General features: G+C 60.6%; 22 protein-coding genes, 1 tRNA gene and 1 pseudogene. 14 read left to right on the top strand and 10 right to left on the bottom strand.

Annotated elements, in window-relative coordinates; genetic code table 11:
* The first annotated feature begins 159 nt into the window (after positions 1–159).
* From AC1PPK_RS07770 to AC1PPK_RS07820, 11 genes are all read left to right on the top strand, one after another.
* Complete coding sequence (locus tag AC1PPK_RS07770; RefSeq protein ID WP_374482108.1) at positions 160–450, top strand: co-chaperone GroES; 291 nt, start codon at positions 160–162, stop codon at positions 448–450.
* Between the two features lie 57 nt (positions 451–507).
* Positions 508–2,157: a chaperonin GroEL gene (groL, locus tag AC1PPK_RS07775; RefSeq protein WP_481117266.1), complete on the top strand. Its 1,650-nt coding sequence runs from the start codon at positions 508–510 to the stop codon at positions 2,155–2,157.
* A gap of 204 nt (positions 2,158–2,361) precedes the next feature.
* Positions 2,362–2,670, top strand: a complete 309-nt coding sequence (locus AC1PPK_RS07780; RefSeq protein ID WP_481117267.1) for a DUF485 domain-containing protein — start codon at positions 2,362–2,364, stop codon at positions 2,668–2,670.
* Positions 2,670–4,415 carry a cation acetate symporter gene (locus AC1PPK_RS07785; RefSeq protein ID WP_481117268.1) on the top strand — a complete coding sequence of 582 codons (1,746 nt, stop codon included), beginning with the start codon at positions 2,670–2,672 and terminating at the stop codon, positions 4,413–4,415. The genes AC1PPK_RS07780 and AC1PPK_RS07785 overlap by 1 nt, the downstream gene beginning before the upstream one ends.
* A gap of 403 nt (positions 4,416–4,818) precedes the next feature.
* Entirely contained in the window at positions 4,819–5,493 is a 675-nt protein-coding gene (locus tag AC1PPK_RS07790; protein ID WP_481117269.1) for a response regulator transcription factor, read from the top strand.
* Entirely contained in the window at positions 5,480–6,991 is a 1,512-nt protein-coding gene (locus AC1PPK_RS07795) for a sensor histidine kinase (protein WP_481117270.1), read from the top strand. The genes AC1PPK_RS07790 and AC1PPK_RS07795 overlap by 14 nt, the downstream gene beginning before the upstream one ends.
* 66 nt (positions 6,992–7,057) lie before the next feature.
* Positions 7,058–7,133: transfer RNA gene (locus AC1PPK_RS07800), tRNA-Phe, on the top strand.
* 269 nt (positions 7,134–7,402) lie between these two features.
* Positions 7,403–8,860, top strand: a complete 1,458-nt coding sequence (locus AC1PPK_RS07805) for a tyrosine-type recombinase/integrase (RefSeq protein ID WP_481117271.1) — start codon at positions 7,403–7,405, stop codon at positions 8,858–8,860.
* A 149-nt stretch (positions 8,861–9,009) separates the two neighbouring features.
* On the top strand, positions 9,010–10,848 hold the full coding sequence (locus AC1PPK_RS07810; protein WP_481117272.1) for a type I restriction-modification system subunit M: 1,839 nt from the start codon (positions 9,010–9,012) through the stop codon (positions 10,846–10,848).
* Entirely contained in the window at positions 10,845–12,176 is a 1,332-nt protein-coding gene (locus AC1PPK_RS07815; RefSeq protein WP_481117273.1) for a restriction endonuclease subunit S, read from the top strand. Before AC1PPK_RS07810 ends, AC1PPK_RS07815 begins: the two co-directional genes overlap by 4 nt.
* Positions 12,176–15,286, top strand: coding sequence for a type I restriction endonuclease subunit R (locus AC1PPK_RS07820; RefSeq protein WP_481117274.1), 3,111 nt, complete (start codon positions 12,176–12,178; stop codon positions 15,284–15,286). The genes AC1PPK_RS07815 and AC1PPK_RS07820 overlap by 1 nt, the downstream gene beginning before the upstream one ends.
* A 17-nt stretch (positions 15,287–15,303) precedes the next feature.
* Here AC1PPK_RS07820 and AC1PPK_RS07825 read toward each other — a convergent pair whose 3' ends face one another.
* The 4 genes from AC1PPK_RS07825 to AC1PPK_RS07840 form a co-directional block, all read right to left on the bottom strand.
* Positions 15,304–15,693, bottom strand: coding sequence for a hypothetical protein (locus AC1PPK_RS07825; protein ID WP_481117275.1), 390 nt, complete (start codon positions 15,691–15,693; stop codon positions 15,304–15,306).
* Between the two features lie 78 nt (positions 15,694–15,771).
* Positions 15,772–15,990 (bottom strand): hypothetical protein, encoded by a 219-nt coding sequence (locus tag AC1PPK_RS07830; protein WP_481117276.1) that lies wholly within the window; start codon positions 15,988–15,990, stop codon positions 15,772–15,774.
* Positions 15,991–16,039: 49 nt separating this feature from the next.
* A complete protein-coding gene (locus AC1PPK_RS07835; protein WP_481117277.1) occupies positions 16,040–16,438 on the bottom strand; it encodes a DUF6573 family protein in 399 nt (132 codons plus the stop codon).
* Complete coding sequence (locus AC1PPK_RS07840; protein ID WP_481117278.1) at positions 16,435–16,605, bottom strand: hypothetical protein; 171 nt, start codon at positions 16,603–16,605, stop codon at positions 16,435–16,437. Before AC1PPK_RS07840 ends, AC1PPK_RS07835 begins: the two co-directional genes overlap by 4 nt.
* Before the next feature lie 930 nt (positions 16,606–17,535).
* On the opposite strand from AC1PPK_RS07840, the gene AC1PPK_RS07845 reads away from it, so the two are divergent.
* On the top strand, positions 17,536–18,333 hold the full coding sequence (locus AC1PPK_RS07845; RefSeq protein ID WP_481117279.1) for a hypothetical protein: 798 nt from the start codon (positions 17,536–17,538) through the stop codon (positions 18,331–18,333).
* A 182-nt stretch (positions 18,334–18,515) separates the two neighbouring features.
* On the opposite strand, the gene AC1PPK_RS07850 is transcribed toward AC1PPK_RS07845, so the two are convergent.
* From AC1PPK_RS07850 to AC1PPK_RS07860, 3 genes are all read right to left on the bottom strand, one after another.
* Positions 18,516–19,394: a replication initiation protein gene (locus AC1PPK_RS07850; protein ID WP_481117280.1), complete on the bottom strand. Its 879-nt coding sequence runs from the start codon at positions 19,392–19,394 to the stop codon at positions 18,516–18,518.
* A 96-nt stretch (positions 19,395–19,490) separates the two neighbouring features.
* Positions 19,491–20,348 (bottom strand): helicase RepA family protein, encoded by an 858-nt coding sequence (locus AC1PPK_RS07855; protein WP_481117281.1) that lies wholly within the window; start codon positions 20,346–20,348, stop codon positions 19,491–19,493.
* Positions 20,349–20,413: 65 nt separating this feature from the next.
* A complete protein-coding gene (locus tag AC1PPK_RS07860; RefSeq protein WP_481117282.1) occupies positions 20,414–20,674 on the bottom strand; it encodes a helix-turn-helix transcriptional regulator in 261 nt (86 codons plus the stop codon).
* A 680-nt stretch (positions 20,675–21,354) separates the two neighbouring features.
* On the opposite strand from AC1PPK_RS07860, the gene AC1PPK_RS07865 reads away from it, so the two are divergent.
* Together AC1PPK_RS07865 and AC1PPK_RS07870 are read left to right on the top strand one after the other, a co-directional pair.
* Positions 21,355–21,540 (top strand): hypothetical protein, encoded by a 186-nt coding sequence (locus AC1PPK_RS07865; protein ID WP_481117283.1) that lies wholly within the window; start codon positions 21,355–21,357, stop codon positions 21,538–21,540.
* A gap of 118 nt (positions 21,541–21,658) precedes the next feature.
* Positions 21,659–22,357 (top strand): class I SAM-dependent methyltransferase, encoded by a 699-nt coding sequence (locus AC1PPK_RS07870; RefSeq protein ID WP_481117284.1) that lies wholly within the window; start codon positions 21,659–21,661, stop codon positions 22,355–22,357.
* A 34-nt stretch (positions 22,358–22,391) separates the two neighbouring features.
* Here the strand turns inward: AC1PPK_RS07870 and AC1PPK_RS07875 are convergent.
* The 3 genes and pseudogenes from AC1PPK_RS07875 to AC1PPK_RS07885 form a co-directional block, all read right to left on the bottom strand.
* Positions 22,392–22,568, bottom strand: a pseudogene (locus tag AC1PPK_RS07875) (DUF5615 family PIN-like protein); the annotation flags it as partial.
* Positions 22,569–22,672: 104 nt separating this feature from the next.
* A complete protein-coding gene (locus AC1PPK_RS07880; RefSeq protein WP_481117285.1) occupies positions 22,673–22,933 on the bottom strand; it encodes a type IV toxin-antitoxin system AbiEi family antitoxin domain-containing protein in 261 nt (86 codons plus the stop codon).
* A 50-nt stretch (positions 22,934–22,983) separates the two neighbouring features.
* The gene (locus AC1PPK_RS07885; RefSeq protein ID WP_481117286.1) at positions 22,984–23,460 is read right to left on the bottom strand and encodes a VOC family protein; all 477 of its coding nucleotides are present in this window, start codon (positions 23,458–23,460) and stop codon (positions 22,984–22,986) included.
* Between the last annotated feature and the right edge of the window lie 28 nt (positions 23,461–23,488).

Raw genomic sequence — 23,488 nt, forward strand, 5'->3', positions numbered from 1 at the left:
CGCGGACTTGAAAAGCGTTCTGGGCGACCCTATTATTAGCACTCGTTGGGGCTGAGTGCTAACAGGCATTGTCCCCGGTCCTCGCCAAGACCTGAATTGGCCAATGCATTTTTCCGTCGGGCAGCCTTGCCCGGTTTGAAACGAGTAGGAGATCTATAGATGAATATCCGTCCCTTGCATGATCGCGTGATCGTCAAGCGCGTTGAAGCCGAGCGCACCACTTCCAGCGGCATCGTGATCCCCGATTCCGCCGGTGAGAAGCCCGATCAGGGCGAGATCCTGGCTGTCGGCAACGGCAAGATCCTCGAGAGCGGCGAAGTGCGCAAGATGGATGTCAAGGTTGGTGACCGTGTCCTGTTTGGCAAGTACGCCGGCCAGACCGTCAAGGTCGATGGCCAGGAACTGCTGGTCATGCGCGAAGAAGACATCATGGGCGTGCTCGAGGCCTGAGCCTCGCTACCCGCGTCTTCCCTAGTCCCTAGATAAAGAATTCCGGAGAAACACTAAATGGCAGCTAAAGAAGTCAAGTTTGGCGATTCCGCTCGCGCCCGCATGGTTGAAGGCATCAACGTCCTGGCCGACGCGGTCAAGGTGACCCTGGGCCCCAAGGGCCGCAACGTGGTGCTAGAGCGCTCCTTCGGCGCTCCGACCGTGACCAAGGACGGTGTGTCCGTGGCCAAGGAAATCGAGCTGAAGGACAAGTTCGCCAACATGGGCGCCCAGATGGTCAAGGAAGTCGCTTCCAAGACCTCCGACATCGCCGGTGATGGCACCACCACCGCCACCGTGCTGGCCCAGTCCATCGTCCGCGAAGGCATGAAGTTCGTCGCCGCCGGCATGAACCCGATGGACCTCAAGCGCGGCATCGACAAGGCTGTCGTGGCCACCCTGGAAGAGCTGAAGAAGCTCTCCAAGCCCTGTTCCACCAACAAGGAAATCGCCCAGGTTGGCTCCATCTCCGCCAACTCCGATTCCTCCATCGGCGACATCATCGCCAACGCGATGGAAAAGGTCGGCAAGGAAGGCGTCATCACCGTTGAAGACGGCAAGAGCCTGAACAACGAACTCGACGTCGTCGAGGGCATGCAGTTCGACCGCGGCTACCTTTCCCCCTACTTCATCAACAACCCGGACAAGCAGGTTGCCATTCTGGACAACCCCTTCGTCCTGCTGTTCGACAAGAAGATCTCCAACATCCGCGACCTGCTGCCGGTTCTCGAGCAAGTCGCCAAGGCTGGCCGTCCGCTGCTGATCATCGCTGAAGACGTCGATGGCGAAGCCCTGGCAACTCTGGTCGTGAACAACATCCGCGGCATCCTGAAGACCTGTGCCGTCAAGGCTCCGGGCTTTGGCGACCGTCGCAAGGCCATGCTGGAAGACATCGCCGTGCTGACCGGCGGCCAGGTGATCGCCGAAGAAGTCGGCCTGACTCTCGAAAAGGCCACGCTGGACGACCTCGGCCAGGCCAAGCGTATCGAAGTGGGCAAGGAAAACACCACCCTTATCGACGGCGCCGGCGTTGCCGAGCGCATCGAAGCCCGCGTCAAGCAGATCCGCGTGCAGATCGAGGAAGCTACTTCCGACTATGACCGTGAAAAGCTGCAAGAGCGCGTGGCCAAGCTGGCCGGCGGTGTTGCCGTGATCAAGGTTGGCGCTGCCACCGAAGTCGAAATGAAGGAAAAGAAGGCCCGCGTGGAAGACGCGCTGCACGCCACCCGCGCTGCCGTTGAAGAAGGCATCGTCCCCGGCGGCGGCGTCGCGCTGCTGCGTGCCCGCGCAAACCTGGCTGACCTCAAGGGTGACAACCACGATCAGGACGCCGGCATCAAGATCGTGCTGCGCGCCATGGAACAGCCCCTGCGTGAAATCGTCGCCAACGCTGGCGCCGAAGCTTCCGTGGTGGTGAACAAGGTTACCGAAGGCACCGGCAACTTTGGCTACAACGCTGCTACCGATGTGTACGGCGACATGGTCGAAATGGGCGTTCTGGATCCCACCAAGGTGACCCGTACCGCGCTGCAGAACGCCGCCTCCGTGGCCGGCCTGATGCTGACCACCGACTGCATGGTTGCCGAACTGGCTGAAGACAAGCCGGCTGGCGGCATGCCCGACATGGGTGGTATGGGCGGCATGGGCGGCATGGGCATGGGCATGTAATTCCCGCCCGGCTCCCAAAGCCTCGGAAAACCCCGCTTCGGCGGGGTTTTCTGCTTTCCGGGACCGCATCCTTGCTCTTTATTAAGGACTTTTATCAGCCCATAGAATACGTAAGTTCTCAGTAAGGGAGGCCCGGTACCTTGACATCACCCTGAGAGGAATCCTGTGATTCCTCGGCAAAGGTTAATTGGAGAGGAGGAAAAAATGAGAGACGAACTCGGCGACCGCATCCGGGCAAATCCCAAATACCAGGAGCTGGTCTCGAAACGCAATGCCTACGGGTGGGTCATGACGGCCATGATGATGGTCGTGTATTACGGATACATCATGCTGGTGGCCTTCGACAAGGAATTCCTGGCCCAGAAGACCGGTGCAGGTGTGACCTCGCTCGGGATTCCCATTGGCCTGGGAGTCATCTTTTTCACCATCATCATTACCGGTATTTATATCCGTCGTGCCAACACCGAATTTGACGATCTGAAGGCTCAGGTTATCAAGGAGGCCACCAAGTGATGCGCGTTTCCAAACTTTTTCTCGGCCTTCTCGCCGTCGCGGCCTCCGGTGCAGCGCTGGCTGCCGGTGCCGATCTGGGCCAGGCTGAAAAGCAGGCTACCAACTGGACTGCGATCATCATGTTCGGCGTGTTCGTCGCCTTCACGATGTTCATCACCAAGTGGGCTGCCTCCAAGACCAAGTCGGCAGCTGACTTCTACACTGCAGGCGGTGGCATCACCGGCTTCCAGAACGGCCTGGCGATCGCCGGCGACTACATGTCCGCCGCGTCCTTCCTCGGGATTTCCGCTGCGGTGATGGCCAACGGCTACGATGGCCTGATCTATGCGATCGGCTTCCTGGTCGGCTGGCCGGTGATTACCTTCCTGATGGCCGAGCGCCTGCGCAACCTTGGCAAGTTTACCTTTGCCGACGTGGCCGGCTACCGCTTTCAGCAAGCTCCGATCCGCGCCTTTGCGGCTTCGGGGACGCTGGTCGTCGTGGCCTTCTACCTCATTGCCCAGATGGTTGGTGCCGGTCAGCTGATCAAGCTGCTGTTCGGTCTCGAGTACTGGATCGCGGTGGTCGTGGTTGGTGCCCTGATGATGGTCTATGTGCTGTTTGGCGGCATGACGGCCACCACCTGGGTCCAGATCATCAAGGCCTGCCTGCTGCTCGCCGGCGCCTCTTTCATGGCCTTCATGGTGCTGGTCAAGTTCGGTTTCAGCCCCGAGGCGATGTTCGCCAAGGCCGTCGAGATCAAGACTGCGCTGGCCGCCAAGGATGCCAAGCTGATCGAGGAAGCTGCTGCCAAGGGCGTGGATATCGCCGTGGCGGCCGCCAAGAAGGGTGACTCCATCATGGGGCCGGGTACCTTCGTGAAGGATCCGATCTCCGCCATCTCCTTCGGCATGGCCTTGATGTTCGGTACCGCGGGTCTGCCCCACATCCTGATGCGCTTCTTCACCGTGCCGGATGCGAAGGAAGCACGTAAGTCTGTGGGTTGGGCGACCGTCTGGATCGGCTACTTCTACATCCTGACCTTCATCATCGGCTTTGGTGCGATCACCTTCGTGCTGACCAATCCCGAATTCCTGGATGCCAAGGGCGCGCTGAAGGGCGGCGGCAACATGGCCGCTATCCACCTGGCCAACGCGGTTGGCGGCAACATCTTCCTCGGCTTCATCTCAGCGGTTGCCTTTGCCACCATCCTGGCCGTGGTTGCGGGCCTGACCCTGTCCGGCGCCTCTGCTGTGTCTCATGACCTGTACGCCACCGTGTTCAAGAATGGCAATGCGGATTCCGCTGCCGAGCTGCGCGTGTCCCGTATCACCACTGTGATTCTGGGCATCATCGCCGTCGTGCTCGGCATTGCCTTCGAGAAGCAGAACATCGCGTTCATGGTGTCCCTGGCTTTCGCAATCGCGGCCTCCGCCAACTTCCCGGTGCTGTTCATGAGCGTGCTGTGGAAGGATTGCACCACCAAGGGTGCAGTGATCGGTGGCTTCCTCGGCCTGATCAGCGCTGTGGTGATGACCGTGCTGTCCGACTCCGTGTGGGTCGCCGTGCTGGGGCATCCGAAGGGCTCCGCACCGTTCCCCTACACCTCGCCGGCCCTGTTCTCGATGAGCATCGGCTTCGTCGGCATCTGGATCTTCTCGCTGCTTGACCGCAGCCCGAATGCCCAGAAGGAGCGTGAGGACTTCGCTGCTCAGCTGATCCGTTCTGAAACTGGTATTGGTGCCTCGGTGGCGTCCAGCCACTAAGCTGTGTTCCCCGCCGGGTGAAAGCCCGGCGGTCGTTTGCCAACCCCGGTGGACCGCAAGGTCGCCGGGGTTTTAATTTGCATGGCTGGCACGGGCGTGCCGGAATGGGGCAGGGAGCCCTGTGCTAGACTCGGACGGATTCGTGTTGGGCGTGCGGCAGCGCTGTCGTCGGCCGGAAATGGCGGCTGAGAGTGGTGGCGTGGTGCAGCAGGGGTGGCCGGAAGCGGCCAGACGGGAAAAAAGACGGCGGGGGACAGAGCCGTCGGGCGGCCTGATCCCCCGAGGCGTGGTCCAGGCGAAAGCCGGGCCCGTGCCCCCAAGACCGAGTAAAAGGAGAACAGCGAGCCGAATATGCAACGGCCTGCTTACTTCAAACTTACACCTCAGTTTCATCGGGAGTGCCATGCGGATTCTGTTGGCTGAAGACGACCTGATCATTGCCGATGGCCTGTGCCGTGCGCTCAAAAAGGCCGGCTACGCGGTGGACCACGTTGCCAATGGCGCTGAAGCGGACACGGCCCTGCTCGGCCAGGCCTTCGATCTGCTGATTCTCGACCTGGGGCTGCCCAAGCTGTCGGGCATCGAGGTTCTGCGCCGCCTGCGTGCACGCAAATCGGTGCTGCCAGTGTTGATCCTGACTGCCCAGGATGGCGTCGAAGATCGTGTACGGGGGCTGGATGCTGGTGCAGACGATTACCTGACCAAGCCTTTCGCTTTGCCGGAGCTTGAGGCCCGCGTGCGGGCGCTGACCCGTCGCGGCACTGGCCAGGCTCGGTGCATCGAATACGCCCGTCTCGTCTACGACCAGGCGGACCGGGTCGTCAAGATCGACGGACAGGTGGTGGAGCTGTCGGCACGGGAGGTCGGCTTGCTTGAGGTGCTGCTGTTGCGTGCCGGTCGCCTGGTGAGCAAGGAGCAACTGGTCGACCACCTGTGCGGCTGGGGTGAGGAAGTGTCGAACAACGCCATCGAAGTTTATGTGCATCGCCTGCGCAAGAAACTCGAGCAGAGTGGTGTGCAGATCGTCACCGTGCGTGGCCTGGGGTACTGCCTGGAAAAGCCGGATGTGGTCGCCTAGATGGCGCAAGGTGGCGGAGGAAGCATCTTCCGCGGACGGCAAGGCCTTCAACTCGTTGTTTGGCGAGATCCTTGACTGGATGCTCGCGCCCCTGCTGTTCCTGTGGCCTATTTCCATTATCGTCACCCACAACGTCGCCAACAGCATTGCCAACCAGCCTTATGATCAGGCGCTGGCGGTCAACGTGCGGGCCATTGCCCGGCTCGTCAAGCTGGAGAACGGCCAGGCCAAGGTCAATTTTCCGGCACCGGCGCGCCTGATCCTGCGGGCCGACGAGGATGACACCGTCTATTACCAGGTGATCGGCTTCAAGGGCGAGCTGCTGGCGGGTGACAAGGAGATCCCCCACCTCAGTCCGCCGGACAATGTCGTGCCGGACCTGGTGATGTATCGGGATGAAACCATCGCCGGCGAGGAAGTCCGCGTTGCCTACCAGTTCCTGCGTCCGATCGACAGCATGCCCAATCGGCTGGTGCTGCTGCAGGTGGCGGAGACGCGCAACAAGCGGAGCACCCTTGCATCGCGGGTGGTGACAGGGGTGTTGCTGCCTCAATTCGCGATCATCCCGATTGCCGTGATCCTCGTCTGGCTAGGTCTGTCCCGCGGCATCGCGCCGCTCAACCAGCTGCAGCGCCTGATCCGCCGCCGCCGCCCGTCCGATCTGTCGCCGATCTCGGTGTCCGGCGTGCCGGAGGAGGTGAGGCCGCTGATCGTCGCCTTCAACGAGATGATGGCGCGCTTGGAGGAGAACCTGCAGGCTCAGCAGCGCTTCATTGCCGATGCGGCCCACCAGATGCGCACGCCGCTGACCGGCCTGCGTATGCAGACCGATCTGGCCCTGATGGAAACCGACCCGCAGCAGATCCACCGCTCGCTGCTGCATATTTCCCAGAGTGCGGAGCGCGCCAGCCACCTGATCAACCAGCTCCTGTCCCTGGCTCGCGCGGAGGCCAGCTACGAGAAGATCTATGCCGTCGAACGGGTGGATCTCGAGGCGCTGCTGCGCAACATGCTCAGCGACTTTGTGCCGCGGGCACGCCAGAAGAACATCGATTTCGGCCTCGAAACCACCGACGAGCCTCTGGTCATCGATGGCAACCCTGTGCTGCTTGGGGAACTGCTGAAAAACCTCATCGACAATGCCATCAAGTACACGCCGGATGGCGGTTGCGTCACGGTGCGCACTATCGCCACCGAGAGAGCCATCGTCGAGGTCGAGGATACTGGCATCGGTGTGCCCGAGGCCGACCGGGAGCGGGTCTTCGAGCGCTTCTACCGTGTACTTGGCAGTGCCGAGAGCGGCTCGGGTCTCGGTCTGCCCATCGTGCGCGAAATTGCCGAACTGCACCGTGCCAAGGTCAGCCTGATTCCCAACCCGTCTGGCAAGGGCACCATCGCTCAGGTGGTTTTTCCGCGCAGCCGCTCGGCTGCCGAAGAGGGGCTGGTAGAGCGCCCGGCCTTGCCGCGGATAGCGTCAGAACACTTTCCGCCGGGCTGATTCAAAATAAAAACAGAAAGTGCTTGACGAGTTTCGAACCTCTTCCTATAATGCGCTCTCTTTCGGGGCCAGTTAGCTCAGTTGGTAGAGCAGCGGATTGAAAATCCGCGTGTCCGTGGTTCGATTCCGCGACTGGCCACCACGAAATATCAAGCACTTAGCCCAGCCTCCGCGCTGGGCTAAGTGCTTTTTGGCATGCTGTTCTGACGTTTTTCTGACACTGCCACTGGTGACCGCCTGCGTTTGATTGCGCGTTCCTGCGCGCAAGAAAATGTCTGAGTCGACGGCATCAAATGCGTGCGCACGTGCTGCGTGCCTATACGCAACTCCTACCTATGGAGTTGCTCATGTATTCGTTGATATCTGTTCTTGTAGTCTTCTGCACGGTGTTTGCCCTGAAAGGGGGGCGCCATGGCTAAGCCCTACAGAGAAGGCGCGGGCTGGGCTTTCCGCTTGCGTGTCCGTGGCGAAGACCTGTACCGCTCGGGCTTCAAAACCAAGTTTGACGCGAGCCGCGCAATGGATGCCCTCAAGGCCGAATTGTCCAGCGCCCCCGTACAGTCAGGACTCGGACCTCATCGAACCTGCCTTGGTGTGGCGTTCTCGGATTACGCCCGCGAGCGACTGCCTTATCTGAAAGGTGCCGCGCAGGATGTGCGGCGCATCAATCGCTACCTGCGTGCGCTCAAGCTCCCCATCGTTGAACTCCTGCCCGCCCAACTCGAGAAGGAAGGCAAGCGCATCTACTGGCAGGTTGTGTTCGTTGAAGAGCATGAGCAGGCTGTTCCGGCATCGCTGACCGAACACCGTGCACGCCAGAGTAAGGAAAGCACAGAGAGCGACCGGGTGCGTAGACGCCTTGCAAGCATGATGGTGGCCGACGTGACGACACATCATATCCAGGCCCTCATTAACGCACTGCGGGCAGAGGGCAAGAAGTCGGCGACCGTCCATCTCGAACGGTCAGAGTTGCGTCGGCTTTTCAAGCATGCCAGTGCCGTCTGGAAATGGCAGCGTGCGAGCGGCAATCCGGCCGGCGCGGAGCTTGATATGCCCCCGGAAGATGCTGGGCGTGACCGGGTGGTCACCAACGCAGAATGGCAGAGGGTGTCGGCCGAGTTGGCTGCGTACCCCAACCCTTACGCCGCACCGCTTGCATGCCTGATGCTTGAGACCGCCATGCGCTCGTGTGAGCCGCTCGTGCATCTGCGTTGGAAGCATATCGACTGGCAGCAGCGGGTGCTCGAACTAACTGATGGTAAATCAGGGGCGCGGAAAGTGCCGCTGAGCCCCGGTGCGCTGCATATCCTGTCGCAAATGAAGCAATATGCCCCGATGCCTCCGTTGCCCGACGAGCAGGTGTTTCCGACCACCTACGAGGCGGTGAAAAAGGCCTGGAAGGTGGCGTGCGAAAAGGCGGGTGTAATGGGCGTCGGGCTACACGACTTGCGGCACACGTCGGCAACCCGATTTGCGCTTGAGTTTAAGGGCAATCTGCCCGTGCTGATGGTTATCACCGGTCATAAGACCCCGCAGATGGCGATGCGGTACGTCAACGTCAAGGCAACGGAGGTTGCGACGCTGATGCACGGGGAGGCGCTCGACGTGCCACATACGGCCGCCGGCTACGAGATGAGTGTCACGATGGCTCTGGATGCGGCATTCGAATCCAGGGCTCACGGCTCGCGAAGCGAGTCGCGACCGGCCGGCAGTGCGCCAGCTTATGCCCGTCCTGCTGAACCGGTGGTGCAGCAGGAGCGTCTCGCCGAGAAAGGCATCGGGCGGCAGATGGCGGAGGCAACTGTGCCGGCATCTCCAGTCGCTCGTAGCAATGTCGTGACCGTCGACTTTCGACGGCGCGCCGCATGATGTATATGACTGTTTCAAGGTGCCGCCCTTGAAATTCCGGCGGTGGACTTCTGTTCCGCCGCCTGTGGATTCGGCTCACGACGCTCGTAATCCCGCTCGCTGGCCACGTAGAATACGCGGTTTCAGTCAAGCTGCATGCCGCCGGTTTCATGAACCACCAAGCCCTCTCGTCCTTCATCTGGTCCGTCGCTGACCTGCTCCGTGGTGACTACAGACAATCCGAATACGGCAAGGTCATCCTGCCCTTCACGGTGCTTCGACGGCTCGACAGCGTGTTGGCCACTACCAAGGCCGGGGTGCTTGCCGAGTTTGAAGCCAAATCCCAGGCCAGCCTCAACCCCGACCCGTTTCTGCTCCGTAAGGCGGGACAAAGCTTTTACAACACCTCGCCGCTCGACCTTGGCAAGCTGCTCGGCGACCAAGACCACATCAGTCAGAACCTCTACGCGTACATTCAGGCCTTCTCGCCGGCAGCGCGGGACATTTTCGAACGCTTCGACTTCTTCACCCAGGTGGAGCGCCTCGCAAGGGCTGGGTTGCTCTACCTCGTTACCGAGAAGTTCGCGAACATCGACCTTCACCCGGATACCGTCGACAACGCCCAGATGGGCCTGGTCTTCGAGGAGCTCATCCGCAAGTTCGCCGAAATCTCGAACGAAACCGCCGGGGAGCACTTCACCCCGCGCGAGGTCATCCGCTTGATGGTGAATCTGCTGTTCATCGAGGACGACGACGTGCTCACGTCCGGCAATGCGGTGGTGCGCACCATCTATGACCCGACCGCCGGGACGGGCGGCATGCTGTCGGTGGCCGGTGAACACCTGCTGGAACACAACCCGGCCGCTCGCCTGACGATGTTCGGCCAGGAACTCAACGACGAGTCCTACGCCATCTGCAAGGCCGACATGCTCATCAAGGGGCAGGACGTGCGCAACATCGTCGTCGGCAATACCTTGTCCGACGACGGCCATGCCGGCACCAAGTTCGACTACATGCTCTCCAACCCGCCCTTCGGCGTGGAGTGGAAAAAGGTCGAGAAGGAAGTGCGCAAAGAGGCCGCCGACAAAGGTTTCGACGGCCGCTTCGGCCCCGGCCTGCCGCGGGTATCGGACGGCTCGATGCTGTTCCTGCTCCACCTCATCAGCAAGATGCGCCCAGCGGTCGACGGCGGAAGCCGCATCGGCATCGTCCTCAACGGCTCGCCGCTGTTCACCGGCGGCGCCGGCAGCGGTGAATCGGAAATTCGCCGCTACGTGCTGGAGAACGACCTGGTCGAAGCCATCATCGGTTTGCCGACCGACATGTTCTATAACACGGGCATCAGCACCTACATCTGGATTCTATCCAACAAGAAGCCCGACGAGCGCAAGGGCTGGGTGCAGCTCATCGATGCCAGCCGCTTCTGGCAGAAGATGCGGAAGAGCCTCGGCAGCAAGCGCAAGGAACTCTCCGAGCAGCACATCGCCGACATCACTCGTCTGTTTGGTGACTTCGTCGAAGCCGAGCAAGCCGTCGTGCTCGACGCTGCGGGTAAAGAGGTCGGTCGGCAGATACTGTTCTTCGGCGATGCAGAACCTACACCGCCCGAAGGTGGCAAGGTCAGACGCGCGCCCATCTCTCGCGTCTTCAAGAACGAGGAGTTCGGCTACACGACCATCACCGTCGAGCGCCCGCTCCGGGACGAAGCCGGGAAGGTCGTACTGGGCGAGCGCGGCAAGCAAAAGGGCAAGCCGCAGCCCGACAGCGCATTACGCGACACCGAGAACGTGCCGCTCGCCGACGATGTCGCTGCCTACTTCAAACGCGAAGTTCTACCCCACGCGTCGGATGCGTGGATTGACCACGAGAAATCCAAGGTCGGCTATGAGATTCCGTTCAACCGGCACTTCTATGTCTTCGAGCCGCCGCGCAGCCTGCACGAGATTGACGAAGAGCTGAAAGGCGTCACGGCCAACATCATGCGCATGCTGGAAGGGCTAGCGGAATGAGCTTGCCGAGGTATCCCGAGTATAAAACTAGTGCCATTGAGTGGCTGGGAGACGTGCCAAAGGAGTGGCAGGTTAAAGGACTAAAGCATGCGTTTCGGATTGTTGGAGGCTCGACGCCGAAATCCGACAAGTCGGAGTATTGGGATGGCGATGTTGTTTGGGTTAGTCCTGCCGACCTGAGCAAGCTTAAGTCTCTATACATCAATGACTCTGCCCGGAAGATTACTAGCGAAGGTTTGGCCTCTTGCGGGACAACGCTAGTACCAAAGGGAAGCATCGTGCTGTCCACTCGAGCTCCAATTGGCTCTCTTGCCATTGCCGCATTGAGTCTTTGCACTAACCAAGGGTGTAAGGCCTTGGTTCCTCTGTGCAACACGAATGAACGCTTCTTTGCCTATACCTTGCTCGCATCAACGGAGCAGCTTAATTTGCATGGCCGCGGAACGACATTTCTTGAGATATCAGGGGATGAGCTTGGCGCGTTCAAGATGCCCTTTCCTCCTCCCGAGGAGCAAGTCGCCATCGCCACCTTCCTCGACCGCGAAACCGCCAAGATTGACGCCCTGATTGCCGAGCAGGAAAAGCTCCTAACCCTGCTGGCCGAAAAGCGCCAGGCCACCATCTCCCACGCCGTAACCAAAGGCTTGAATCCGGATGTGCCGATGAGGGATTCCGAGGTGGAATGGCTGGGGGTCGTGCCGGCGCATTGGGTTGCAAAACGGTTAAAGCACATCTCTCCGTTCATAACAGTTGGTATTGTCGTGAATCCCAGCGAATATGTCTCAGACGAAGGATTGCCATTCATCTATGGGGGTGACATTACTGAAGGCATCATCTCGGTTCAGACTGCGAGACGAATCACGCCTGAAGATAGCCAAAGGCAGGCAAAGACAATGCTCAATGCAGGTGACCTCGTCACTGTTCGAGTTGGCGCACCAGGCATTACTGCCGTTGTTCCAGACAGTTGTGCCGGCGGAAATTGTGCTTCAGTAATGCTGATGCGCCGCGGGGCGTTCGACTCGACTTGGCTTTGCTATGCGATGAATAGCCGGATGGTCAGGAATCAGGTTGAGGTTGTTCAGTACGGTGCAGCTCAAGAGCAGTTCAATATCAGCCACGCTATCAATTTCTGGGTCGCTACACCTCCTGAAAACGAGCAAGAGGAAATTGCATCGTTTCTAAGCTCAGAAACCACCCGCCTCGACGCTCTCGCTGCCGAAGCCACCCGCGCCATTGACCTTCTCAAAGAGCGCCGCACAGCCTTAATCTCCGCCGCCGTCACCGGCAAAATCGACGTCCGCCACCTCGCCGACCAGGAGGCTGCCTGATGCCCGGCCTGCACCAGGAAGTCCACTTCGAATCTGCCATCTGCGAACACCTCAGCCAGCATGGCTGGCTGTATGCCGAGGGCGATGCGGCCCATTACGACCGCCAGAGCGCGCTGTTCCTGCCCGACCTGCTGGCCTGGGTCGAAGCCACCCAGCCGGATAGCTGGCAGCAACTCTCCAAGACCCACGGCGCCGGCCTGTCCAAGGTGCTGGCCGAGCGGGTGCGCAAGTGCCTCAACGAGCAAGGCGCGTTGGAGGTGCTGCGCCGCGGCGTCGAGATAGTCGGGCTGAAGAAGCCTCTTTCGCTGGTGCAGTTCAAGCCCGCGCTGGGCATGAACCCGGCCATCCAGCAGGCCTACGCCGCCAACCGGCTGCGGGTCGTGCGGCAGGTTCATCACTCACTCAACAACCCGAAGGACGCGGTGGACCTGGTGCTGTTCGTGAACGGCATCGCGGTGGCCACTGCGGAGCTGAAGTCGGACTTCACCCAGAGCGTCGGCGACGCGGTGGACCAGTACCGCTTCGACCGCGACCCGGCCCCGAAGGGCGGTCTGGTGGAGCCGCTGCTGGCCTTCCCAGGCGGCGCGCTGGTGCATTTTGCGGTGAGCCAGTCCGAGGTGAGGATGAGCACCCGGCTCGCCGGTACGGCGACCACCTTCCTGCCCTTCAACCGTGGTAACGGCGGCGGAGCTGGCAACCCGCCCAACCCCTTCGGCTTTGCCACCTGGTACCTGTGGCAGGAGGTGTGGCAGAGGGAGAGTTGGCTCGAAATCCTCGGCCGCTACCTCATCGGCAAGCGCAACGACAAGAAGCAGCTATCCAGCATCATCTTCCCCCGCTACCACCAGCTCGACGCCACCCGCAAACTCGTTGCCGATGTGCTGGAGCATGGCGCTGGCGAGCGTTACCTGATTCAGCATTCCGCCGGCTCCGGCAAGACCAACTCGATTGCCTGGACAGCCCACTTCCTCGCCGACCTGCACGATGCCCAGCACAACAAGCTGTTCGACAGCGTGCTGGTGGTGTCCGACCGTAATGTGCTCGATGCCCAGCTCCAGGAGGCCATTTTCGACTTCCAGCGCACCACGGGCGTGGTGGCGACCATCAGCGACGAGCACGGCAGCAAGAGTGCCCAGCTCTCCCAGGCGCTCAAGGACGGCAAGAAAGTCATCGTTTGCACCATCCAGACCTTCCCCTTCGCGCTGAAGGCAGTGCAGGAATTAGCGGCGACCGAGGGCAAGCGCTTCGCGGTCATCGCGGACGAGGCCCACAGTTCCCAGACCGGCGAGGCGGCGGCCAGGCTCAGACAGGTGCTGTCAGCCGAGGAACTGGCTGAACTCCAGGACGGCGGCGAAATCGACACAGAAACAGTACTTGCAGCCCAGATGTCCGCCAAGGCATCCCAGGACAAGGGACTGACCTACATCGCCTTCACCGCGACACCCAAGCAGAAGACGCTGGAACTCTTCGGTCGCAAGGATGCCGACGGCCTGCCGCAGCCTTTCCACGTGTATTCGATGCGCCAGGCCATCGAGGAGGGTTTCATCCTCGACGTACTGAAGAACTACACGACTTACAAGCTCGCCTTCAAGCTCGCCAACAACGGCAAGGAGTACGACGAGAAGGCCGTGGAGAAATCCGAGGCGCTGAAAGGCATCATGCAGTGGGTGCGCCTGCACCCCTACAACATCGCCCAGAAGGTTCAGGTGGTGGTGGAGCACTTCCGCGAGAACGTCCAACAGCTCCTGGATGGCAAGGCCAAGGCGATGATTGTGGTGAGCAGCCGCAAGGAAGCGGTGCGCTGGCAGAAAGCCATCACCGGCTACATCCAGAAGCGGAACTACCCCCTTGGCGTGCTGGTGGCGTTCTCCGGAGAAATCGATGACCCGGAGAGCTACCCGGAGCCCGTCAGCGAGCACAGCAAGGCGCTCAATCCCGGCCTGAAGGGCGACATCCGGGAAGCCTTCAAGGCACCCGACTATCACCTGCTGCTGGTGGCCAACAAGTTTCAGACCGGCTTTGACCAGCCCCTGCTGTGCGGGATGTACGTCGATAAGCTCCTCGCGGGTATCCAGGCGGTGCAGACCCTGTCGCGCCTGAACCGCGCCCATCCGGGCAAGGACACGACCTACATCCTCGACTTCGTGAATGACGCCGAAGAGGTGCTGGCCGCCTTCAAGACGTACTACGAGACCGCCCAGCTCGAAGCGAACACCGACCCGAATCTGGTCTTCGACCTCCGTGCCAAGCTTGATGCCGCAGGCTTTTACGACAGCTTTGAGGTGGACCGGGTGGCCGAGGTGGAGACGAACCCGAAGGGCACCCAAGCTCAGCTCAGCGCCGCGCTTGCCCCGGTGGCCGACCGGCTGCTGAAGCGCTACAAGGCACTCCAGGCCCAGAAGGCGGCCGCCGAGGCGGGCAAGGACACAGCAGCTGCTCAGACGGCGAAGGACGCGATGGACGTGCTCGTCCTCTTCAAGGGCGACATGGGCGCCTTCACACGTCTGTATGCCTTCCTGTCGCAGATTTTCGACTATGGCAACACGGACATTGAAAAGCGTTTCATCTTCTACAAGCGCTTGATTCCCCTGCTCGACTTCGGCCGTGAGCGGGACACGGTGGACCTCTCCAAGGTCGTGCTGACCCACCACACGCTGAAGAACAAGGGTCAGCAGTCGCTGAACCTCTCAGCAGGCGACACGCCGAAACTCCCGCCGATGGCGGAGACCGGCAGTGGCAGTGTCCAGGAGAAGGAAAAGGCTTACCTCGCCGAAATCATCGAAAAGGTAAATGGCCTCTTCGAGGGTGAGTTGTCGGACACCGACCAACTGGTCTACGTAAATGGCGTGCTGAAGGGCAAGCTGCTGGAGAACGAAATCCTGGTTCAGCAGGCGGCCACCAACAGCAAGGAGCAGTTCGCCAACTCGCCGGACCTGGCCGACGCGCTGATGAACGCCATCATGGAGGCTTTCGAGGCCCACACGACGATGAGCACCCAGGCGCTCGGGTCAGAGCGGGTGCGGGAAGGGCTGAAAGAGACATTGCTGGGGCCGGCGCAGTTGTATGAGGCGTTGCGGAGTCGGTCACAGCAACGCCCCGCGACATATTAAGGAACGCTGTAGGCGGCTTAGGTTGAGTAGAAATCCCATATCGCGGCGGGTAGCAGCCAGCGCAATAGCAGCCGGCGCCACCTTGGTAGCGTACCCAGTGAAGGACGCATGCCCGGCACCAATGCAACGGCGGCCGATTCGATTGTTTCTCCCGCTTTCAAGCGTGCCGCCATGTTTTTGACCAAGGGGTGAACTTCCTCCGGCAGGGATACGCTCAACTGCTTGACGCCCAGGGTGGCGGCCTTTTCCCGGGCGCGTTTGCTGCGATTTGCGCCGCCTTTTGCAGGTTTTTTCACTCCCCAGGCCTGAATGCGTTCCAGGCCAAGCTGGCGTGCCGCGCTATCCAAGTCGTCCGGCTCTTCCCCCATCATGGCAAGAGGACTGATATTAGTTTCGAGATTGTTCATGGTGTCTCCGTTTCATGTGACGTTTCATGAGACGTATAGGCACCCCGCCAAAATTCTTGGCGCAGCGAATGCAACTTTTTAGAACTCGCCGGGAAAGCCGCCGAGTCCGTCACCAATCCCGCCGCCAGACGGCTCGGTTAAATCGGTGCCCCACGGATTGCCCGCGATATCGACACTGCCTTGGTCATCGCCAACCATCGGCAATCCAGTCGCAGGATTGACGGCCGGGCCAGTCGGCATCGGCGTTGTCGGTTCATCAGCCTTGCCGCACCCGAACCAATAAGTCCAGAAACTCATGCTTCCTCCTATCTCTGAAGGGGCCCGCCATCTGGGCGGACCGGGTTGTTTAATCTTCGTCGGGCAGCATCAAGGTAATGACTGCCTCGCCCCGGTCGCCGGGGCCAATAGCCATCGCCAGTCGCGTTTGACGTGGAGCCTGACCGCGACCACCGCGCGGCACGCGATATAAGGCAAACAGTACGCGCTCGCCTTGACCGTTTTGAGCGGCACAGCGGGCCATCCATATCACGTCCCATAGCCTGCCCGACTCATCCTGGCAGACTTGCCGCTGGCTATCTGCATCCGACCACGCCACGCAATCCGCCCAAGCCGCAGCGGTGATTGCCACCGGGCAGCTAAAACCGGCCTCACGCGCCACGTTGGATACGTCAATCAAGGTGCCGTCAGCCAGGGCTTGCGCCCGGCTGTAGCCATAAACGATTTCTCCCCAAGTCGTTTCCATCATTTGCGCTTCCCGATGATTTGTACCGGCACAAGACAAGTACCCCGCACCGTCATCCGTAGCACACAGTGCTGGCCGTTGTAGATTCCCTTGAAATCGGGGTGGATTTTCTGCCATTCGGACAGGGGCATCGTGACCAGGTTGGCAGGCGGTGTGGTTTTGATTTTCAAGGGCTTGTCCTTTCTATCTGACCGGATTTCAAGATTCCGAGCCGGCTCTGGCTTCTGATTTGGGGCCTGGCGTTGATTCGGGGAACTCGTCTTGCCCGCCGTGTTTTCTGAGTTCGTCGCCGACGACCAAGGCGCCCATGGGGAATAGGCGAATGGCTAGGGGCATGACAAAGCCGCAGCCCGCTAGGGACCGGGTGCCGTCATGCTCGTTTTACCCCTGGCCATTCGCCGAACCATGGGCATGGTCGGCATAGGTCGGCGAACTCAGACCGGCGGCAATACAGTGGGCACGACAGGCCCGAGGCACGGTCAGGCAAGTGCCTGTCCGTGTGGGTCTGGCAAGCCGGTAACGGCGCGCAGTCACTGGCCGAGAGGCGTGTGACGGAGGGGAGCCACATCGAGCCGAAAGGCTGGAGGTGGGGCAAGGTCATCACTGACCGCAGCCCCTCGAATCGCAACGTGTCCCAGCACGTTCGATGAGAGGCGGGGGGAGCCGCAAGGCACGGCCCGGCAGGTCGCAGACCGTCGCCGAGTACGAAGCGCCCCCAAGGGTGCTGGTGACGCCGTGGGGGGCGTAGCCCCGGCGCCCAAGCCGGAGGCGCGGGAAACCCGGTCGAGTCAAACGCAGCACAGACCGTAGGCCCGGCCGGAGCCCGCGGCGCGTCCAGCGACGAGGGTTGAGCGGGTTTCCCGCGCCTTTCGTAGCGCGCGAAGCGGGCTGCGGAAGGTGTGGGGCGCCCCTTGCCTTTTGGGGGCATGGGAGGCGTCCAGCCGCACAAATAGACGGCTGACCGTTCAGGGAAGGAAAGGCTATGGTGCCCCTCGGCCGCAAGGCGGCCGTTCGTCTCTCCCGTTCATCCCGCGTCGTAGCGGCAAACGAATGGGGGAGTCGTCGCTATACGGGTTATCACGACACAGGAGAGATAACCCGTGAAGACCAAGGATGGACGGGCGTTAGCCCGTGAAAATGAGTTGAATGTCATGCGTGCCTTGCACCGCTTCGGCTGGCTGCGCACCCGCGACCTGGCTGCCCTGGTGTGGCAGCGGTGGGCACGGAGCCCCGCCGGGGTGCCAAGCCTGAAGCCTGCGGAGCCAACGGCGGCCGGCCTGCGTATGGCACAGCGCACCTTGCGCCGACTGCGCGAGAAGCGCCAGGTGTTGAGCTGCCGGGCGCCGGATGGGAGTGTGATTTATGCGCTAGCCGAAGCGGGTGCCCGAGCGCTCCAGCAAATCGGCGTAGCGGCAGCGACGGGCAAGGACCTAATGCGCACGTTCAGCACCGCCCATTACAGGCATCGTTGCATCGCGAACGAGATTGCCGTCGGCGCCATCATCGAGGGCTTTCGGGTAGCCACTGAGCGCGAGATTGCTCAAGGGCTCTGGCTGGGTGGCGAGCCAGGTATCGCGGGCAAGAGGCCCGATGTGCTCGTGCGCGGCAATAGTCAGGTCTGGTGGGTTGAGGTCGAGCGTAGCCGCAAAAACGCGAAGGACTACGCGCATCTGTTGCAATGGCTAGGCTCGGTCAGCCGCGACGCATTCCGTCCGTCGGGTCCAGAGCTACTGAGCGACGGATTCCGGTGGGGAAAGGTGCTGTTCGTCTGCACCAAGGCTTTTCGGGAAAAGCTGTGCCGGGACCTGGCAGCGGCAGGTTGGAAAAAAAATCACATCGATGCGCTCGTATCCTTTGAAACGTCGCTATACAGATTCGAGGACATATCGTTTTCATAGTCAAGGGCATGGGGAGCGGCTTGGGTCGGCACCGCTCTGCACGTTATTTTTTCATCACGGTAAAAATCAAACCGTGAGGCAAGGGGGACGCGTCGCCGGCCCCCTCTTGTTTTTTTATGGGGTCGAAGGCGCACCCCACCGCTCTGGGCGGGTGGGCGCTGTTATCTGATATGGCTTTTGTCTCACTGCTCCTTGCCTTCAGGCACAAGTAGTCCGCTCTGGCGACGATAGTACGTCGCGCGGCTGATACCTTGCTCCTCCCACGGGGCGCCGTTGAGGGTCGTGCTGGCAGGACGGCCGCCGAGCTTGCCGCGCGCAGACTGGACGGCAGAGAACGCCGCATCGCTGAAGTTCCGCCAGGTCCACCGAGCGATACTCTTGGCAATAGCCTTCACTTCGTTGAAGGCCAGCGGCACAGGGAAGGCGTTGAGCCGCTCAGCCTGGCCGACGACGGCCCGAAGCCACTGCTCTGCTTTAGCATCGTTCCGCTTGTACTGGCGCACCCACTGATAGGCCCAGGCGCGAAGTTCGTCGAACAACATGCAGTTGCGGCCGAGCCCCAGCGCCTCACGCTGTGGTCGGTGTTTGGGCAGATTGACGTAATCGGCCAGTTCCCCAAGGTCGTAGAGGTGCTGAACCCAAAGCGCCCGCCAGGCATCGTGAAACGGGTTCTTGGCGATGAGGCCAGCGTAGCCGGGGTCGGCGCAGAGCTTCACGAGGAAGGCCGCTTGGACTGCCGCCGCATAGCGGATGGGGGCGTCTCGCGCGGCATCGCTCATCCCAACCGGAGTCGTAAGACCGTAGAACAGATGTGCATGGCCGTTCTCCGGGTTGCTGACGGTCAGCGTGGGCGACGGCAAGTTACTTTTCTCCCAGGCGAAGGCAGCGCCGGGGTAGTCAAGGTCGAAGACCAGCCAGGCTGTTTCAAGCGGCGCGTTCGGCTGCAGGTGCCGGTGCCGCAGAGCAGTAGCAGCCGGACGGACAATCAGGCCGTGACTCAGGTCGTCGGAACAGTAGGGCCGGTGTGGAAGCCGGGCTTGGAAGATTGTGGATGTATCCATCGGGGCTTGCGCCCCGGCGGTGCGTTACTTCAAATGTGTCCTGATGCTGCAAAATCCCCGATGGTTGTCCTCATGCGCAGGCCGGGGCTCTCCTATTTAGGTGGAAAGTAGCCGTGCCCCGCCGACTGCCCGGCCCTTGGGCGCTGACATCGGCAGTTGCACGAGTGAGAACCGGCCAGCGGGGCCACGCTTGAGCCAGCAGCGGGGGCGAGGCGGCAGATAGTTCGTTTTGGCGAAATCGAGGGCGACGTAGTTCGGGCGCTCGGCTTCGGAAATCATGTGCTGGTCGGCGGTCTTTTCGTCCATCCTCGAGAGATTGAGCTGCCACCGGGCACCATCGACCAAGGCGCTGGAGCCACGCGCGGCGTTCTGGGATGAGGTATCCGCGGCGGACGCCCGGTTGGCGTGGTGCAGGCCGACCACGGCTGCGCCTGTCCCCTTGGCAAGTTGTTCCATGGCGACGACGAACCGAGTCATATCTGAGCTGTTGTTCTCATCGCCGCCGTGCATGCGGCGCAGCGGGTCGATGATGACGAGTCGCGCTCCTTGGGCCATGGTCCGGAGTTCGTCGTAAAGCGCGGTCGGTCGGCCGCCGTTGAGTAAGGTGCAGGACTCGCCGGCCATCGGCAGGAGCACGAGGTTGTCGTAAAGGCTGGGGTCACCCTGTTCGTCAAGTCGAAGCAGAGTACGGATGCGCTCAGCAAGCAGGCGGTCGGATTCTTCTCCAGCCAGGAAAACGACCTTACTCGGTTGAACCGCAGGGAAGAGCCCGCTGGCCACCGCCCGCCCGAGGGCCAGGGATGCAGCTATATCCAAAGCAAGCTGGGATTTACCCGTCGCGCCTGGGGCTACGATGAGACCAAAGCTTCCAGGCAACAGGCCGGGAAGAATGAAATCGAGAGGTGGCAAGGGCGCCGTGAGCGCCCAGGTCAGGTCGAGCGGATGAAGCGGCATGCGGTACTCCGAAAAGATAAGTGAGTACCGTATAGCGATTCATACTTTATTTTTTCGAAAATTTCTCAGTACATGCTCCAAGCTTCTTGAGCCGCAAACAGTCGGCGCTGCCAGGTGCAAACTGCAACTTCGCTCCAGTAGACGTACTTGCCCACGCGAACGGGAGGCGGGAAAGTGCCGGCTTTCACCATATTCTCGATGGTGCGGGGTGAAATGTTGAGACGTTTGCACAAGCTCGCCTTGTCGAGTAACTCCGCAACCTGGGGGGGCCGGGTTGGCACAGGAGTGATGGAGGCGCTGTCGTTGCGGGGGCGTGCTTTAGGCATGCTGCATTCCTTAGTGGGGTTTGAATGCAGGTGTATAGGCAACGTCCGTTCAAGGGGGATTTTTGGCCGGCGAGAGCCTTGTTGTACAGAAGGGTCATTGCCCCAGGTCGGGTGCATGCTATGCTTCAGCCACTGGCTGTTTCTGATATTTTTCTGTCGGGGCCGTCCGTGATTGGTTGCGCTTAACTGCGGTCGGGTGCGCCTAAGTGCTTGATTAATCGTTTTGTTGCGTTGGGTTGCGCTGAGGATAAAAGGCGTTTATGCCTTGAAAATCCGCGTGTCCGTGGTTCGATTCCGCGACTGGCCACCAAGTAATTCAAGTAAAAACGCCGATCCATGTGGTCGGCGTTTTTGCGTTCACGTAAGCAAAAGTCCGCGGCCCGAGAGATTGTCGGGTCTGCCGTGGCAGAGCGGAGAGGACGCGTTCGCAGGGCTAGGTGCCAGCTTGGCCGTGAAGGGCTTCGTTTCCGTCCAACTTGGCAAGTTCCTTCGCAAAAAAATCCCTCAAATCCTGGCTGGGCGGTAGCCTGCCTATCTCCTCCAGGTCTCGCAGAATCCGCGTGGACGCTGAGCAAGTAGTTGCGGCGAGCGTTGTTGCCTAGCGCGGGATTGTTGCCCAACTTGACGCACGAGACGACCATGTCAATCTGCTACTGGATGTTGGCAGGCTCGCGCTGGAGATGCGCGCCATCGTCGATCGCGGTGGGGATCCGCTGGAAGACCGTGACCGCGTGAAGGGCATGCCAACGTTCAGCGAGTTCGTGCGCCAGGAGTACCCGACCATTTCTCTGTCGGGCTTTATCCTTGCCTGCTTGGCACTCCGTTGGCCCTTGTGCTCTGCTCTGTCGGACTTTATTCTCGACTGATTAGCACTCTGTTGGCCCTTGTGCTCCGCAGATAATTGCAAGTCGGGTCGGCCGGAGTCAGGCCATTAGGGCTTTAAGGACGCTGCGGCTGTGCGATCGGGGTGATCACTTGGGATACATGATTCGATATGAAACGCTGGAGAAGCTGTCGGTCGGCCGACCGGTGGACCGGTTGGAATTCATTGAATCGCGATGTCGCGACAAAGTGGTGTTGGACGTCGGATGCTTCGATGAGACCGCGCTGCAGAAGCGAGACACCGACTATTGGCTGCACGGCCGACTCGCGAAGGTCGCGAGAAGAGTCGTTGGCGTCGATAATTCCAGCAAAATTCCAGACGCTGGCCTGCGCACAAGCGATCGTTCCATGATCTACAGGGGTGATGGGATAAATATTGACCCGCGCATCCTTCATGGCGAGCCGTTCGATGTTATCGTCGCAGGCGAATTTATCGAGCATATCGAATCGCCACTGACATTCTTCAGGAATGTTAAGTCAGTATTCGAAGGTAAGGAATTTCTGTTTTCGACGCCGAATGGAGCGTGCTTTGCCAACACGCTGATGGGGGCCGTGGGTCGCGAAGTCCAGCACCATGATCATATTCACAATTTCAGTTTCAAGATCTTGAACACCCTGTGCATGCGGGCGCAGTTCGCCGACTGGACCATCATTCCTTACCATTTCTTTGCGACCGAGATGATCCTTGGTTCTCAAGGGGCCAGAAAGTTGTTCGTGCAGGGCGTCGAGAAATCGATACGCGTCGTCGAGCGTGCATTCCCCTTGCTCAGTTTCGGATATGTTGTTCGAGCCAAATTGTAAAGTTCGGCGTTAATCGGCGTCTGGTAGGGCTGCCTTAGGATCGATCGACGACACCCAGCAGTACAGTTAGCACTTGATCATTGGTGACGTTGCCCAGGGCAAGTCGGATGAGCTTCGGTCTATGCCCGCGCGCAGCGACGAGTGCCTGGAAGTCATCATCCTTCGAAACCAGCACAAAGCCGTTCCCCGCTGCATATTCGCACAACTGTGAATCGGTCGAGCAGCCGCTTCACGCAACCGTCGCGGCGGTCGGCGTCGTAGGAAATCGGAGCGTCTTTCATGCTCATCGCAAAATCGTCGCACGATGTGCGCCTGTCAACAAGTTGCGATGCTCTCCAGGTAGGGGCGCATCACGTTGGCAACACGGCAGATTTTGGCGAAGCGCCAGATTTCATCCACCGATGCCTTGCTGCTGGCCCGCGCGTCCTTCAGGGCTTCCAGCGCTACGTCCGGACCGATCTTGTTGTGGTGCTTGAAGCAGTCGTCGGCCACCGTCTTGGCCACGCTCGTGGTGCACAGCGTCACGCCATCGTGAAGATGCTCCTCAATTCCGCTGGCGTAGACTTCTTCGGACATCTGCACCATCTTAAGGCGAGTCAGGACGATGCGTGGCACGTCGATCGCGCTCAGATCGTTGGCGCGCAGCAGCCCTTTCTGAGCTCGACGAATGGCGAGGAGGTGCGTTTCTGCCGGAAGATCGAGCCTTCAATCGACGTCTTGCCTGTCTCGTTAGTCACGGCCTGTGAGCAGAACCACAGTTTGTTTCCTTCGCTGTCGAGGAAGCTGCCGACATTGAAGCCATCGTCGTAGGTCTGGACCGGGTCGGAGATGCGGACGCCGCGGGCGGTCAGGGCGGCGGCGGTATCTGGCGCGTGGGCCGTGGCGATGGTGATGCGGGGGTTGGGCTGGTCAGTGGGGGCGCCGTACCAGCCGGATTTGAGCATCAGGATCGTCGTGCCGAGGAAATAGCCGACCTTCTGCGTGCCTTCGTAAGCCGGTTCGAGGCCCAAAGTCTCGCTGTAGAAGCGGTGAGCGCGGTGTTTGTCGGTGACGGCCAATGCGATGACCTTGATGCGCAGGAAGCCGAAGTCTGCAGCAGCCATGATGCACTCCTCCGGAAGCGGGCCTGGG

This window comes from Zoogloea sp. JDB1, from assembly GCF_056724025.1.

Bases quoted from the DNA above. Each gene is read 5' to 3' on its own strand.
- AC1PPK_RS07770 (WP_374482108.1), top strand. From the start codon at position 160: ATGAATATCCGTCCCTTGCATGATCGCGTGATCGTCAAGCGCGTTGAA.
- groL (WP_481117266.1), top strand. From the start codon at position 508: ATGGCAGCTAAAGAAGTCAAGTTTGGCGATTCCGCTCGCGCCCGCATG.
- AC1PPK_RS07780 (WP_481117267.1), top strand. From the start codon at position 2,362: ATGAGAGACGAACTCGGCGACCGCATCCGGGCAAATCCCAAATACCAG.
- AC1PPK_RS07785 (WP_481117268.1), top strand. From the start codon at position 2,670: ATGCGCGTTTCCAAACTTTTTCTCGGCCTTCTCGCCGTCGCGGCCTCC.
- AC1PPK_RS07790 (WP_481117269.1), top strand. From the start codon at position 4,819: ATGCGGATTCTGTTGGCTGAAGACGACCTGATCATTGCCGATGGCCTG.
- AC1PPK_RS07795 (WP_481117270.1), top strand. From the start codon at position 5,480: ATGTGGTCGCCTAGATGGCGCAAGGTGGCGGAGGAAGCATCTTCCGCG.
- AC1PPK_RS07805 (WP_481117271.1), top strand. From the start codon at position 7,403: ATGGCTAAGCCCTACAGAGAAGGCGCGGGCTGGGCTTTCCGCTTGCGT.
- AC1PPK_RS07810 (WP_481117272.1), top strand. From the start codon at position 9,010: ATGAACCACCAAGCCCTCTCGTCCTTCATCTGGTCCGTCGCTGACCTG.
- AC1PPK_RS07815 (WP_481117273.1), top strand. From the start codon at position 10,845: ATGAGCTTGCCGAGGTATCCCGAGTATAAAACTAGTGCCATTGAGTGG.
- AC1PPK_RS07820 (WP_481117274.1), top strand. From the start codon at position 12,176: ATGCCCGGCCTGCACCAGGAAGTCCACTTCGAATCTGCCATCTGCGAA.
- AC1PPK_RS07825 (WP_481117275.1), bottom strand. From the start codon at position 15,693: ATGAACAATCTCGAAACTAATATCAGTCCTCTTGCCATGATGGGGGAA.
- AC1PPK_RS07830 (WP_481117276.1), bottom strand. From the start codon at position 15,990: ATGAGTTTCTGGACTTATTGGTTCGGGTGCGGCAAGGCTGATGAACCG.
- AC1PPK_RS07835 (WP_481117277.1), bottom strand. From the start codon at position 16,438: ATGATGGAAACGACTTGGGGAGAAATCGTTTATGGCTACAGCCGGGCG.
- AC1PPK_RS07850 (WP_481117280.1), bottom strand. From the start codon at position 19,394: ATGGATACATCCACAATCTTCCAAGCCCGGCTTCCACACCGGCCCTAC.
- AC1PPK_RS07855 (WP_481117281.1), bottom strand. From the start codon at position 20,348: ATGCCGCTTCATCCGCTCGACCTGACCTGGGCGCTCACGGCGCCCTTG.
- AC1PPK_RS07860 (WP_481117282.1), bottom strand. From the start codon at position 20,674: ATGCCTAAAGCACGCCCCCGCAACGACAGCGCCTCCATCACTCCTGTG.
- AC1PPK_RS07865 (WP_481117283.1), top strand. From the start codon at position 21,355: ATGCGCGCCATCGTCGATCGCGGTGGGGATCCGCTGGAAGACCGTGAC.
- AC1PPK_RS07870 (WP_481117284.1), top strand. From the start codon at position 21,659: ATGATTCGATATGAAACGCTGGAGAAGCTGTCGGTCGGCCGACCGGTG.
- AC1PPK_RS07880 (WP_481117285.1), bottom strand. From the start codon at position 22,933: ATGTCCGAAGAAGTCTACGCCAGCGGAATTGAGGAGCATCTTCACGAT.
- AC1PPK_RS07885 (WP_481117286.1), bottom strand. From the start codon at position 23,460: ATGGCTGCTGCAGACTTCGGCTTCCTGCGCATCAAGGTCATCGCATTG.